This is a genomic window from Belliella buryatensis (genome assembly GCF_900188245.1).
GTDB classification, from domain to species: Bacteria; Bacteroidota; Bacteroidia; order Cytophagales; family Cyclobacteriaceae; genus Belliella; species Belliella buryatensis.
In genome coordinates, this window is sequence record NZ_FZOK01000006.1 from 177,400 (window position 1) to 191,397 (window position 13,998).

Consider the following 13,998-nt stretch of genomic DNA (forward strand, 5'->3'; position numbering starts at 1 on the left):
TATGCAAGCAATTATACCTGCGGTAAATAAAGAAATTTTGAAGAAAGAGCTTACACCCGAGCGATTTCTTAGATATACAAATAATGGGAATAATCACATTTATCTGATTGATTTTCATACTGCTCCCAATGTCGTGAAAGAGATCGGCAGATTGAGGGAATTAACCTTTAGAGGCGCTGGTGGAGGTACAGGATTAGCGCTTGACATTGATGAAAACGATACTTGTGAAAACTGCTATCAGCAATTGATCACTTGGAATCCAGAGGAAGAAGAAATAGTAGCGGGCTACAGATTAATTTATTGCAAAAATGCTTCATTTGATGAAAATAACGTCATCAATCTCTCCACTGCGCACCTATTTAAATTCTCTGATAAATTTATAAAGGAATATATTCCACATACCATTGAATTGGGCAGGTCGTTTGTACAGCCCAAGTATCAACCTAGCTTAGATAATCGTAAAGGGCTATTCTCTCTTGATAATTTATGGGATGGGCTAGGTGCTGTAGTTATGTTACATCCAGAGGTAAGGTATTTGTTTGGCAAAGTAACAATGTACCCTCACTATAATCGAGAAGCTAGAGATCTTTTGTTATATTTCATGAATCATTACTTTCCAGACAAGGATCAATTAGTGAGCCCTTTGGATCATATCCGATTGGGATACGAGACAGATTTATCAGGTATCGCCCATATCTTTGATAGATTGGATTATAAAGAAGGATACAAGTTATTGAACTCAAGAGTAAGGGCAGCTGGAGAAAATATTCCTCCATTGATCAATACTTACATGAACCTTTCTCCAAGTATGAAAACTTTTGGCACTGCACTTAATGACGAGTTTGGAGCGGTAGAGGAGACAGGTATTTTGATTACTATTGACGATATCTATGAAAGCAAAAAGCATAGACATATGGATACTTTTGAAAGAGATAGAGTTTTTGGATCAAGATGAAGAAAACTGTAATTATAGGAGCTACAGCCAATCCCTCTAGAACTGCTTTCATAGCTGCGGAGATGTTTTTAGCTTACAAAATTCCATTTGTACCAATAGGGATTAAGCAAGGGGTAGTTTTTGGACAAGAAATTTTAGATTTGAGATCTAAGCCAGAAATAGAAGATGTTCATACAGTTACGCTCTATATTGGACCCAAAAATCAACCAGAATGGTATGAATACATTCTTTCTTTGAAATCAAAAAGAGTAATATTTAATCCAGGAACGGAAAATCCGGAATTTATTAAAATAGTTCAGGAAAATAATATAGAGGCTATGGTGGCTTGTAATCTTGTTTTATTGAGAACTAAACAATTTTAACCTTTTTGTTGCTCTATAAAATTATTCATCACAAATATATGTGGAGCCGAGATCAATGATACTAGCACGAAAAACAAAAGGATGATTTGTTCTTCGTTCAAAAATTCTTTTGAAAGGTAGAGAATAAGGGAGATTCCAAGGATGCTGATACTACTAAAAGGGAGCAGTTGCTTGAAAAACACTTTTAATTGACTCGAATTCAATTGTTTTGTCAAGACATAATATTCGGCCTTCATGCTCGGTAAAGCATGCCAAAAGCCAAAATATATCCCAAAGCTTAAAATCAGCGGAGCGAAATAGAGTAATAAACTCAAAAAGCATATTTCTAATGCCAATTTGAATGACCCTTTCTGCCTTTGAATTAAAGTCAATCCCACAGATGTCGTAAATAAAATTACCATTAAGGTTAAGGACATGGGTTCTAAAATGCTGATATCAACTATGGAAATTAGGATATCGTAAGTTGACTGAAAATCACTTAAGAGAATAATCAACAGGAAATTGGAACCAAGAATGAAATAAGTAATTGGTTTAAATTTGATTTGGTCAAAATCTAAAAAATGCGTTTGGCCAAAATGATATGCTGAAATTATTATAAAAACTGCCAAGGATAATTTTGGGAAAAAGTACCATGAAATTAGATATAATGCCATGATGCCAAGATATTTAAATAGAAAAAGACCTAAAGAAGATTTTTTATTTGAACCTTGGGGAAGTAAGTGATCTATTGCTCCATGTGGTATTCCTATACTGAGTAACACTACAGCAAAGACAATCCATTGGAAAGTAACATTCTCCTTGAAAAAAAGGAAAAACAAAAGACTTAGCACTAAAGCAAGGCCTTTGCCAATATTTTCAATGCTGCTCATAATTCAATAAAGATTTGATGAATATACCGAAAGAAAGCTTACGAAGTATATTCACTTCCTCAATGAAATTGGTTTCTTCATTCAAAAATTTAAGTACCTGATCACCTGGAATTCTAGAAAACATCTCCTGAAAAATATCAGGTAGTTTATCAGGCCATTTTGAAGCAATATTCAAAAGGATATTGTCATAAAATTTAAACCTAAATGGTCTATTCCACGACAAGTTAGTTTTTTTGCTACCATTGACTAGCTCTTTCACCAATTGTTTGGAGTGTCTTTGTATCGTATGATAGGTATAACCTGTAGAAGGCTTTGTACAACCTCCAATTGTACCTACATTGATCCAATTGGGATTAGTCGAAGTAGAAAAGGCTTTGGTTGACATTGGAATAGAGCCTTTTTCTTCAAAGGTTATTTCAAAATCTGCTGAAAACTTTTTTTCGATGTATGCTTTGAGAATTTGAACCATCTCATTTTGATCTACATCTACTTTGTCATACAAGGTGTACTCAACAAGTGCTTCTTTTTCATTGTAAGGAAGGATATAAAAGAAAGAGAAATTTTCACTTTGATTTGGAACAAAATCCATCAAGGTGATATGTTTAGGATCAAATACAGGAGTTTTTGTTTTTATTTTCCAACCAAGGAATATTTGCTTTAGTACATTTTCAGGAAGTTCACCACTCAACTTTGGAATTGAATTAATGACTTTTTTTCCTGAAAAACTACCCAATGAGGCTGTTAATAATTCGAAACTTCCTTCTGCTGTTGTATTGACTCCGAGAATTTCATCATTGATAAATTTTATATTTGGTTTATCAGCAATCATTTCCAACATCTGATGATAGAAATCTGATGATTTAATATGATAGTATTTAAGATTTTTGAGACTGCTAACAGTGTTCTTATCCCCAGTTAGGGCTATTGAATTCCAAAAAGTGGGATTGTCCTTATTTGGATGTGTATCCAAAGGAGTTGGTGACCAGTAACACCAAGTTCTATCATTTTGATCCTTTTTTGAGGAGTCTATCACTAGAACGTTTTGATCATTGAGTGGGCTATCTAGCAAATAATAGAGGAAGCTAAATCCAGCACATCCAAGACCTGATATGATGAAATCGTAGGTCATAGTTGGGGAGGGATGATTATAAATAAAAAGGTCACTCTGGTAATACCAGAGTGACCAAATTAAGTGTATTAAGCTGCTACAGATTTGTTTTTGTTGGATTCTGCAATAGCTACAGAATAGATCACTAAACCGAATCCGATTTTGTTGATAGCATCAGCCAAGTTGTAGAACAAATCAATGCTACTTACTTCAAACATACCAGACAACAAGTTTCCAGGAAGGACCATGTAACCGATTGGGTAGATTGACCATCCAAGCGTAATGAAGATCTTCAACAAGAACATTGCTCTACCCAAAGCAGGGCTATCAGAAGATTTAGCCAATTTGGCTACATCACCAGCAAATACTTCATACACAATGTATAGATAACCTACAGTTGATAAAACACCCCAAAAAACATTGTTATCGATTCCAGAAGTCTCACCAATGTAACCAGTCACCAACATTACCAAAGATGCAACAATCAATTTGGTCAATGTAGATCCTTTAGCACCGAAAGGTTTTGTCAAAAGATAAAACTCCACACACATCAATGGAACAGTAAGTGTCCAATCAACATATCTGAAAGCTGTCGGTGAACTACCCGTTTCCAGGTAGAAATCTCTCATATAATAGTAATGCACTGCCGCAATACCTGTAATGAGACCTGATACAAGAAGTGAAGTTTTCCACTTCCCATCCACAGAACTTCTTTCTACAAAGAAGAAGACTGCTGATGCAAACATAGCCATGTACCCAATAAAAAAGGTAATGGCAACAGGGTCACTGTTAACGATACGATCCAATCCGATCATTTCTGCTGTTAAAATTGTGTTCATTGTGAATTGATTTTAGATGTGATTGATTTAGTGAAATAATATTTTGGGTAATAATGACATCTAAAGAGATTTGGGAGTTTATTTGTTTAATAAAAAATCAATAATATTAAACAAAAGTGTTTTAATGACTTATTTTTGGTAATCAACAGCAGGTAATTGGTATTTAAGATTTTAACTTTCAATGCATTATGAACCATCAAAACATTCGAATTTTAAAACTTTCAAATGAGTTTTCTTTGCTTGCATGAGATTTACTCAAATAATGTAATTTAAGGTTATGGGTGGGTATGTGCTCTCGAAAAATTTGCGTATTATTACGCTTTAATACGACTGTCAAAAAACCTCTTTTTTACATCAATAAAGGAGCTTAAAATTAGTTATGAGCGACAACAAGGAAGAAAACAAGAATGATTATTCAGCTGGGAATATTCAAATTCTCGAAGGATTAGAAGCTGTAAGAAAAAGACCTGCTATGTACATTGGTGATGTTGGAGTCAAAGGACTACATCACTTGATATGGGAAGTTGTAGATAATTCCATTGATGAAGCCCTTGCAGGACACTGTGACACAATTCATGTAACCATCAATGAAGACAACTCTGTCACAGTAGAAGATAATGGGAGAGGAATTCCTACAGATTTTCACCCAAAAGAAAAAAAATCGGCCCTTGAAGTAGTAATGACTGTACTTCATGCTGGTGGTAAATTTGACAAAGACACCTACAAAGTATCAGGTGGCCTTCATGGAGTAGGGGTTTCTTGTGTGAATGCCTTATCTACTATGCTAAAAGCTACAGTGCATCGTGGGGGCAAAGTTTTTGAACAAGAATATTCGATAGGTATACCACAATACCCTGTAAGAGAAATTGGGACTACTGATAAGAGGGGGACAATCATCCATTTCAAACCTGATTCAAGTATTTTTGCAATTACTGAATATAAATACGAAACAATAGCCAATAGACTTAGAGAGATGTCATTCCTGAATGCAGGAATACGCATCCATCTCAAAGACATGCGTGAATTGGAAGAAGATGGTACGCCGAGGTCCAATGAGTTTTATTCTGAAGGTGGATTGGTAGAATTTGTTCAGTACCTAGATGATACCAAAGAAAAAATAATTGAAGAGCCTATTTATATAGAGTCTGAGCGCAACAGTGTACCAGTACAGGTGGCGATGAGTTATAATTCTTCCTATTCTGAAAATGTAGTTTCTTATGTAAACACCATCAATACTTATGAAGGTGGTAGTCACGTATCAGGATTCAGGCGAGCTTTGACCAGAACTTTGAAGAGTTATGCGGATAAGTCAGGAATGCTCGATAAACTGAAAATCGAAGTTTCAGGGGATGATTTCAGAGAGGGTTTAACAGCTGTTATTTCTGTAAAAGTAGCAGAACCACAGTTCGAAGGACAGACCAAAACTAAATTGGGTAATTCTGATGTGGTAGGCGCTGTCGATAGTGCTGTATCTGAAGTTTTACAAATCTGGCTTGAAGAACATCCAAAAGAGGCTAAAATCATTGTTGGAAAAGTGGTTTTGGCTGCCCAAGCTAGACATGCGGCTAGAAAAGCCCGTGAGATGGTACAGCGAAAAAACGTGCTTGGAGGTGGAGGATTGCCTGGTAAACTTGCAGATTGTGCTAATTCTGACCCAACTGTTTGTGAGCTATATTTAGTAGAAGGTGATTCAGCAGGTGGATCTGCAAAACAAGGAAGAGATAGAGATTTTCAGGCTATTCTCCCGCTCAAAGGTAAAATCCTCAATGTAGAAAAAGCCCACGAACATAAAATCTACGATAACGACGAAATAAAAAATATCCTTACTGCACTAGGAGTAAAATTTGGTACTGTAAATGGTGATAGAGAATTAGATTTGTCCAATTTGAGATATCATAAAATCATCATCATGACAGATGCTGATATTGATGGTTCTCACATCAGAACTTTAATTTTGACTCTGTTCTTTAGGTACTTAAGATCTCTAATTGAGAATGGCTATGTCTACATTGCTCAGCCACCGCTATACTTACTGAAGAAAGGCAAAGACGAGCGATATGCTTATGACGAAGAAGACAGAAAGAAAATCACTAAAGAAATGGTAGGTGATACTGGCAAAGAAGAAAGTATTAACTTACAGCGATACAAAGGGCTTGGTGAAATGAATCCAGAGCAGCTTTGGACTACTACCATGGACCCAAATACCAGAACACTCAAGCAAGTTACCATAGAATCAGCTGCTGAAGCTGATCACCTTTTTAGCATGCTTATGGGAGATGAAGTCCCACCAAGGAGAGACTTTATTGAAAAGAATGCGAAATACGCAAAAATTGATACTTAAAAATTTTGAAAAATATCTTTCAGGGAGCGAATCGCTCCCTTTTTTATTTCGTTATAAAATTCTTAAACTTAAGCTCAATTTTGAGGATTAATATTAAGTAGATTTGCCTTTAGAATACTTTGATTATGAATATTGCAACCAAAGATAAATTTGATAGCATCATATATGCGAGTGATTTAGTTAGTAGAGATTTGAGCTGGCTTAGGTTCAATGAGCGTGTTTTTGATCAATCCAAAAAAGAGTCAAGGTCTATTTTTGAGAAGTTGAAATTTCTGGCCATCACAGCGTCAAACTTGGATGAGTTTTTTATGATTAGGGTAGGATCTCTTTACAATTACCTTGATTATGACAAAGAAAGAGTAGACTATTCTGGACTTCGAGAAGAACCATTCAAAATAAAGTTAATGCTTGAATGCCAGGCTTTTCATAAAAGGCAACAAGAGCATTTTCAAAAGAACCTTCTACCAAACATGGTAGATTCAGGTTTTATTTTGAGTAATGTCAAAAATCTCACACAGGATGAGCAGGAGTATATCAGATCATATTTTAATAAGGCGATTTATCCTATGCTTACGCCTATGGTTTATGATGGGTACAGGACTTTTCCTATTTTGATGAATAAACTTTTGGTTTTCGGTGTAGTAACATTGGCCCCAGGAGAAAAAAAGGAAAATAGAAAGCTTTCTTTCGTTCAAATTCCAGCGAATATTCCAAGATTCTTTGAAGTTGAACGAGAAGATGTGGTGATTTATATTCCTATTGAAGAAGTAATAAGGGAAAACCTGATTTCACTTTTTCGAAATGTAAATATAGAATCGGTAAACCTCTTTAGAATTACGAGAAATGGTGATTTTACTTTAGAAGAAAGTGAGGATATGGATGCTAACTTCCTTGAAGAAGTAAAGCGAAAACTGAATGAAAGAAAAACTGGTAGGGTAGTGCGTATTGAAATTGAAGAGGGGTACAGCAAATGGATGATCAATTTGCTAAAGGAGCGCTGGAATATTCAGGATGACAGTATTTTCAAAGTGGAGAGAAGAAGTATGTTGGATTTCACAGGACTTTGGCAAGTAATTGGAAATAAGCGTTTCAAAGACAGATTACCCCAAATGCCCTCGCCAGTTCATCCTTTATCTTATCCGGAAGAAGGCACAGAGGATATTTTTCAAGTTTTAAAAAATAGGGATATTCTTTTACACCACCCATACAACAACATCGATCCGATTCTTGATCTAATTGAAAAGGCAGCAGATGATCACAATGTGATGGCTATCAAGATGACTATATATAGACTTGCCAGTGACTCGAGGATTACCAAGGCGCTACTTAGAGCGGCTGAGAATGGCAAGCACGTATCGGTGCTTTTTGAAGTCAAGGCTAGGTTTGACGAGGAAAATAACATTCGTGAAGCCAAAAAGCTTCAAAAAGCGGGCTGCTTCGTAATCTATGGTATCAGTAACTTAAAAACGCATACCAAGCTAATGCTAATCGTCAAGAAAGACGAAAATAAGGTTACAAGATATGTGCACTTAGGTTCAGGAAATTACAATGAAGATACAGCAAGGCTTTACACTGATATTGGTTTGTTGACTACAAATGAAATTCTCGCTAATGATGTGTCAGAATTCTTCAATGTTATCACAGGACATTCAATGCCAGACACCTATGAAAGCCTGATCACTGCACCTCGAGATATGAGGAATCAACTGATTAGTTTTATTGAACAAGAGTCAGAAAATGCTAAAAATGGGCTTCCAAGTGGAATTTTTATTAAAGTTAACTCTTTAGAGGATTCTGAGATTATTTATGCTTTGTACAGAGCTTCACAGGCAGGTGTTCAAGTTAAGCTGATCATAAGAGGGATTTGTTGTCTCCGGCCAGGAAGACCTGGGTTGAGCGAAAATATCGAGGTTTTTTCTATTGTTGGAGATTACTTAGAACATTCAAGGATTTACCATTTTCATAATAATGGAGAGACAAGAACGTATGCTGGCAGTGCAGATATGATGGTAAGAAGTTTTGATAAGAGATTGGAGTCTCTTTTTAAAGTGGATGCGCCTCTTTTAGAAAAGCAATTAATGAATATCATTTCATTTAATCTGAGAGATAATGTCAATTCATATATGATGCTAGAGGATGGTACCTACATTAGGAAAATGCCTCAAGCAGATGAAGAGGAGTTCAATATCCACAAGGAGTTCTTTCACCTCAACGTAGATGAAGTCATGCAAGTGAAGTTGATAGATTAAGGTATGAAAAAACGCCTCACTCTGATTAGTGAGGCGTTTTTTCATTTAACCACTTTCTTGATCTTATTTCTCTCGTAAAGTACATTCATCAAACCATCTTTTAAACCTACATCTGGTACGATCATTTTCTTCGAAGAAGCTGCGGTCATGGCTGCCAAATAAATTTTGCTCGCTGGAATGATGACATCAGCACGATCAGGATTTAAGTTCAGCTTGTTGATCCTATCTTCATATGAAAAGGATTCTAAGTATTGTTGAATTTCTTTAATTTTATCTGGGCTGATGTATCTTTTATTTTTAGCAGGGTTAGACATCTCAAAAATCTTATTAATGTTACCACCAGTTCCTATACAGGTGATTTTATCCTTACTCGTAATGTTTTCTCCTATGAATTTATTCATACTCTTCCAGACAGAAAGCGGTATGTTGTCATCTAAGGCTCTAACTGAACCTATTTTAAAGGATTTTGAAGCAATTTTCTCCTTGTTCTTGTATATATTAAGCTCAGTACTCCCTCCTCCAACATCGATATGCAAGTAAGGTTTCTCGTCAATATATGACCAGAGTGCAAGGTTGATCAATTCTGCTTCTCGATTTCCATCTATAATTTGGATTTTCAATCCGATATCCTGCTTGACTTCATCTGCAATCTCTTTTCCATTAGCTGATTCGCGCATAGCTGAAGTAGCACATACTATGTAATCATCTACTTCATAGAGATCTATTAATAGTTTGAAAGCCTTCATCAGTTTGACAAACTTCCTCCTATTTTTATCACTTATCTTTTGAACATGGAACACATCCATTCCTAGCCTAAGAGGGAATCGGAGATATTCCAGTTTTTTGAAAGTAGTTTTGTCTTGATAGTGAGTTACATTAGTGATTTGTAGCCTGATGGCATTGGATCCGATATCTACTGCTGCTAGTTTCAAATGGAAAGTTTTATTTTAGTAAAACAAAAGCGCTTAAAATCTAATTGATTTTACTTAAGAAAATCAAATCTAATTTAACTAAAATTAGCTTCCTAAAGCTATAGCTTATTATTTTTTTCTTCCAACTAAAAGCACCACTAGTCCTGCTGCAATGCTAATTCCTCCTGCATAATTAGGCCAATTTAATTTGTTTTCTTTGGTTTTGTTTACCTGAATTGGACCAGCATCTATGATATTTTCTTCCGTGTTGAAACTGAACCCTGAAAAAAGAAACATTGCAATTCCTGCGACAATCAAAATAATTCCTAAAGTTTTCATAGCTTTTTGTTGGTTTGTATATTTTTAGGGAGCAATAAGCTTACCAAACTATGATTTTGTACGAATTGACTTGAATCTATTCCAGGATGCTATAATACTGATTAATAGTATTCCAAATACTACTGAAAGAGAAATGTAGGAGGGAAAATGATAAGCAGCGGATAATACCATCTTGAAACCTATAAATATCAAAATGAATGATAGTCCATGTTGTAAATAATGAAACATCTCAAAGCTATTTGCTAAGAGGAAGTAAAGTGCTCTTAAGCCAAGGATTGCAAATATATTGGAAGTATATAGTATCACAGGATCATTGGATATAGCAAAAATCGCGGGGATTGAATCTACTGCAAAAAGAAGGTCAGTGAATTCAATTACTGCAACTACTACAAGTAGCTGTGTTGCAAATCTTTTACCATCAATCTTTACAAAAAACTTTTCCCCATGGTATTTTGGATCTACTCTGAATAGTTGATGAATAAGTTTGGTTCCCAATGATTTTGAGAAATCTTTATTTTCCTCTACTTCTTCATCTTGTTTCCAAGTCTTAATTCCAGCATATAATAGAAAAATGCCAAAGATGGTTAAAATAATATTTATATGTATCTCAATACCAAATAGATAAAATGGATCAATAAAAGTTAATTCTATTAATTTAACACCAAAGAAAATAAAAATAGCCCTCATGATGATAGCGCCCAAAATGCCATAAAATAAAACCTTATGCTGGTATTTATCAGGAACTTTGAAAAACTTAAAAACTAGAATAAAGACGAAGAGATTGTCTACACTTAGTGCTTTTTCAATCAAAAAAGCTGAATAATATTGGGAAGCTTTTTCAAGTCCAAAATCCCAATAGATGTAAACCCCAAAAAGTAATCCAATACCTATCCAAACGATAGACCAATTAAGGGCTTCTTTGGTCGATACTTTATGCGCTTCTTTATTGAAGACAAATAAATCAATAGCAAGTAGGACTAAGACAATTATGGCAAAACCAATCAAGGCATAGCCTTCATCTTTTAGATATTCCAATGGAAATTTATTTATTCAGTGAGTATTGTTGGGTAAGCATATTCAAAGTAGGTAATTACATTTTAATGTAGTTGCCTTTTTTAAGCTTTTTCTTGACTTTGAAGTAATTAAAAAAACCAAGAAAGATCAATCCAATACTCAATGCAAATGCTAAATATCCAAGGTCACTGATATGACTGAGCACATTTACCTCCATCAAAGCTGTACCACTGACCAAAAAGTAAAGCGAAGTTCTGATATAAGAGAGAAGTGTTCTGTCGTTGGCAAGTGTAGTCCTTTGCCTTGCTAGATAATCTCTTACGATCATTTGCTCTTCAGTTAAATTCTCTTTTTCCATCTGCTATTTGATTAGGTTACAAAAGTAGGAAATTATTTACTTTAAAAACTGTGGCATAAAACCAGAAAACCATTAAGATTTATTTTCTTTGCTATCAAATTATATTTATATAAATCCCTTCAGGAATGAGCAAGCCTAATTTTGATGATATTTTTATGGAACTAGCTGTGAATCTTGCTAGAAGATCACACTGTATCAAAAAACATGTAGGGGCTGTGCTTACAAAAGAAACTAGAATTATTTCCATTGGTTACAATGGGCCTCCTTCAGGCACTCACAATTGTGACGAAGAGTTTCCGCACGAAGGTTGCGCAAGAGATAGCAAAGGAAGCTGTACGCTTGCGCTTCATGCAGAACAAAATGCCATATTATATGCTGTCAAAAACAATACTTCTGTGGAAGGATCCACCCTGTATGTAACTTTAGCTCCCTGTCTGGCCTGTGCGAGAATCATCTTCTCCATGGGTATCCAAAGGGTCATTTACATGTATTCTTACGCTGAATACAAAGGATTACCATTTGATGAAGGCTTAGAGTTTCTAAAGAAGTTCGGGGTAGAAGTCGAGAAGTATGTCAATGAGATCAAGATTGAAGATCCGTTGATTTAAATGAAATTGACCTCTGGGTGAAGGTGAATCCCAAATTTTTCTTGAATTGAGGTTTGTATTCTTTTACTAAGATAGGCTATTTCTTTTCCATCGCCATCACCATAGTTGACTAGGACAAGTGGTTGTAGCTTGTGTACACCTATCTTACCAAAAGTTTGTCCTTTCCATCCAGCTTGTTCGATCAGCCATGCTGCTGGGACTTTTACACCTTCTTCATTTGGGTATCCTGGGATGTTTGGATACTCGGACTTTAGCCTGTCGAATTCCTCTTGAGAGATCGTTGGATTTTTGAAGAAACTTCCAGCGTTTCCAATTACCGCGGGATCTGGTAATTTACTTTGCCTTATTTGAATCACTGCATCTGATATGGCTTTGATGTTGATTTCTTCTATTCCCATAGCCTTCAATGTATCTTCTATAGCTCCATAAGAAATATTGAAAATGGGTTTTTTCTTTAATTTAAAAGATACGCTGGTGATGATGTATTTATCTTTCAAATCATTTTTAAAGACACTATCCCTGTAGCCAAACTTACATTGGTTCCAATCAAATACTTCTGATGTTCCAGTATTCCTATTGATTGCTCTCAGTTGATGAAACACTTCCTTGATCTCTATCCCATAGGCTCCAATATTTTGCATAGGGGATGCCCCTACTGTTCCAGGAATCAGTGAAAGATTTTCCACACCAGCCCAATCCTGCTCAATGCAATAAAGTACAAACTGATGCCAGTTTTCTCCAGCACCAACTTCCACAATGACATCTTCTTCCGATTGTTTTATTACATCTATCCCACTTATTTCCATCTTAAGCACAAGTGCATTGACATCCTGGGTCAGAAGGATATTACTTCCTCCACCTAATACTAATAAAGGAATATCCAATTCATTGGACTTGACCAAAGCCCCTTTGACATCTTCTTCTGAAGTGGCAACTGCAAAAAATTTAGCTTTTTTATCAATCCCAAAAGTATTGTATGGCTTTAACGAGATGTTTTCTTGTATATTCATGGCTGAAAATTCTTCCTGCGAATTAAGCAAGATTTTATCCAAATAGAAAGACTCAAGACACATATCTATCACCTTATAAATTTGCGCTAGAATGAAAGAAATGGTAATCAATGGAGTAAGAATAAGGCCCGGTCAGACGGTCAATATAGAAATTGCTATTGCAAGATTGCCTACACATACTTTGATTGACCTTCCAGTTTTCATCAAAAGAGCAAAGGAGGATGGTCCAGTGGTCCTGATCTCTGGGGGTGTACATGGTGATGAAATCAATGGAATAGTAGCTGTAAAGAGGATGCTAGAGGAAGATGAAATCACACCTTCCAAAGGAACTATTATTTTGATTCCACTTGTAAATGTCTACGGATTTTTGAGTTATTCAAGAACTTTTCCAGATGGTAGAGATTTGAATAGAAGTTTTCCAGGAAGTAAGAAAGGCTCACTTGCTTCTCAAATTGCATTTATTTTGACTAATGAAATTATTCCATTGATCGATTATGGTATAGACATGCACACTGGAGGAAGAATGCTTTCCAATTACCCTCAAATCAGAGTAGACTACAAAGACAAGAAGGGTGTTGAGCTTGCCAAGGCTTTTGGAACGCATTTTATATTGAACTCTCCTCATATTGATAAATCCTTCAGAAAAGAGGCTTACAAAAAGAAGAAAAGTATTCTTGTGTATGAAGGAGGAGAATCCATGCGTTTAGATGATTTTGCAGTAGAAGAAGCAGTTGCAGGAACGAAAAGGATGCTTCATTACTTGGGGATGTTAGAAGCTGCACCCGAAAAGAAAGAATTGACTATGATTTCTGAAAGTTCTTGGCTGAGAGCAAAGATTTCTGGGATTTTTATGACTTCTGTACAGTTAGGGGATCATGTCAAAAAAGGTCAAATTCTCGCTAGGATTTCAGATCCTTATGGACAAGTAAAGGTTCCCATTAAGTGTACGACAAATGGATTCATCGTGGGATTGAATAATAACCCAGTAGTAAATGCAGGCGATGCCTTGGTACATATAGGGAAAGTAGTATAAAG

General features: G+C 35.6%; 14 protein-coding genes. 6 read left to right on the forward strand and 8 right to left on the reverse strand.

The features are described from left to right. Position 1: 1 nt before the first annotated feature. Both CHB66_RS08025 and CHB66_RS08030 read left to right on the forward strand, forming a co-directional pair. Positions 2-955, forward strand: coding sequence for a GNAT family N-acetyltransferase (locus CHB66_RS08025; protein WP_089239770.1), 954 nt, complete (start codon positions 2-4; stop codon positions 953-955). Continuing rightward, positions 952-1,317 (forward strand): CoA-binding protein, encoded by a 366-nt coding sequence (locus tag CHB66_RS08030; RefSeq protein ID WP_089239772.1) that lies wholly within the window; start codon positions 952-954, stop codon positions 1,315-1,317. The genes CHB66_RS08025 and CHB66_RS08030 overlap by 4 nt, the downstream gene beginning before the upstream one ends. Here CHB66_RS08030 and CHB66_RS08035 read toward each other — a convergent pair. From CHB66_RS08035 to CHB66_RS08045, 3 genes are all read right to left on the reverse strand, one after another. After that, on the reverse strand, positions 1,314-2,186 hold the full coding sequence (locus CHB66_RS08035; protein ID WP_089239774.1) for a Brp/Blh family beta-carotene 15,15'-dioxygenase: 873 nt from the start codon (positions 2,184-2,186) through the stop codon (positions 1,314-1,316). The genes CHB66_RS08030 and CHB66_RS08035 overlap by 4 nt on opposite strands. Next, positions 2,173-3,315, reverse strand: coding sequence for a lycopene cyclase family protein (locus CHB66_RS08040; protein ID WP_089239776.1), 1,143 nt, complete (start codon positions 3,313-3,315; stop codon positions 2,173-2,175). Before CHB66_RS08040 ends, CHB66_RS08035 begins: the two co-directional genes overlap by 14 nt. A 68-nt stretch (positions 3,316-3,383) precedes the next feature. Continuing rightward, on the reverse strand, positions 3,384-4,133 hold the full coding sequence (locus CHB66_RS08045; protein ID WP_089239778.1) for a bacteriorhodopsin-like: 750 nt from the start codon (positions 4,131-4,133) through the stop codon (positions 3,384-3,386). A gap of 379 nt (positions 4,134-4,512) precedes the next feature. Between CHB66_RS08045 and gyrB the strand changes: the two genes are divergently transcribed. Both gyrB and ppk1 read left to right on the forward strand, forming a co-directional pair. Then, a complete protein-coding gene (gene gyrB / locus CHB66_RS08050) occupies positions 4,513-6,474 on the forward strand; it encodes a DNA topoisomerase (ATP-hydrolyzing) subunit B (RefSeq protein WP_089239780.1) in 1,962 nt (653 codons plus the stop codon). Positions 6,475-6,599: 125 nt separating this feature from the next. Next, a complete protein-coding gene (ppk1, locus tag CHB66_RS08055) occupies positions 6,600-8,723 on the forward strand; it encodes a polyphosphate kinase 1 (protein ID WP_089239782.1) in 2,124 nt (707 codons plus the stop codon). Between the two features lie 41 nt (positions 8,724-8,764). On the opposite strand, the gene CHB66_RS08060 is transcribed toward ppk1, so the two are convergent. From CHB66_RS08060 to CHB66_RS08075, 4 genes are all read right to left on the reverse strand, one after another. Continuing rightward, a complete protein-coding gene (locus CHB66_RS08060; protein ID WP_089239784.1) occupies positions 8,765-9,655 on the reverse strand; it encodes a Ppx/GppA phosphatase family protein in 891 nt (296 codons plus the stop codon). A 108-nt stretch (positions 9,656-9,763) separates the two neighbouring features. Then, positions 9,764-9,973 (reverse strand): hypothetical protein, encoded by a 210-nt coding sequence (locus CHB66_RS08065; RefSeq protein ID WP_089239786.1) that lies wholly within the window; start codon positions 9,971-9,973, stop codon positions 9,764-9,766. Positions 9,974-10,021: 48 nt separating this feature from the next. Then, positions 10,022-11,008: a TerC family protein gene (locus CHB66_RS08070; protein ID WP_089239788.1), complete on the reverse strand. Its 987-nt coding sequence runs from the start codon at positions 11,006-11,008 to the stop codon at positions 10,022-10,024. Positions 11,009-11,063: 55 nt separating this feature from the next. Next, positions 11,064-11,345 carry a DUF202 domain-containing protein gene (locus tag CHB66_RS08075; protein ID WP_076502075.1) on the reverse strand — a complete coding sequence of 94 codons (282 nt, stop codon included), beginning with the start codon at positions 11,343-11,345 and terminating at the stop codon, positions 11,064-11,066. A 125-nt stretch (positions 11,346-11,470) separates the two neighbouring features. Between CHB66_RS08075 and CHB66_RS08080 the strand changes: the two genes are divergently transcribed. Further along, the gene (locus CHB66_RS08080; RefSeq protein WP_089239790.1) at positions 11,471-11,953 is read left to right on the forward strand and encodes a deoxycytidylate deaminase; all 483 of its coding nucleotides are present in this window, start codon (positions 11,471-11,473) and stop codon (positions 11,951-11,953) included. Here CHB66_RS08080 and murB read toward each other — a convergent pair. Beyond that, positions 11,950-13,026, reverse strand: a complete 1,077-nt coding sequence (gene murB, locus CHB66_RS08085) for a UDP-N-acetylmuramate dehydrogenase (RefSeq protein ID WP_089239868.1) — start codon at positions 13,024-13,026, stop codon at positions 11,950-11,952. The genes CHB66_RS08080 and murB overlap by 4 nt on opposite strands. A 28-nt stretch (positions 13,027-13,054) precedes the next feature. Here murB and CHB66_RS08090 point away from each other — a divergent pair, with 28 nt between their 5' ends. Then, a complete protein-coding gene (locus tag CHB66_RS08090) occupies positions 13,055-13,996 on the forward strand; it encodes a succinylglutamate desuccinylase/aspartoacylase family protein (RefSeq protein ID WP_089239792.1) in 942 nt (313 codons plus the stop codon). Positions 13,997-13,998: the final 2 nt, after the last annotated feature.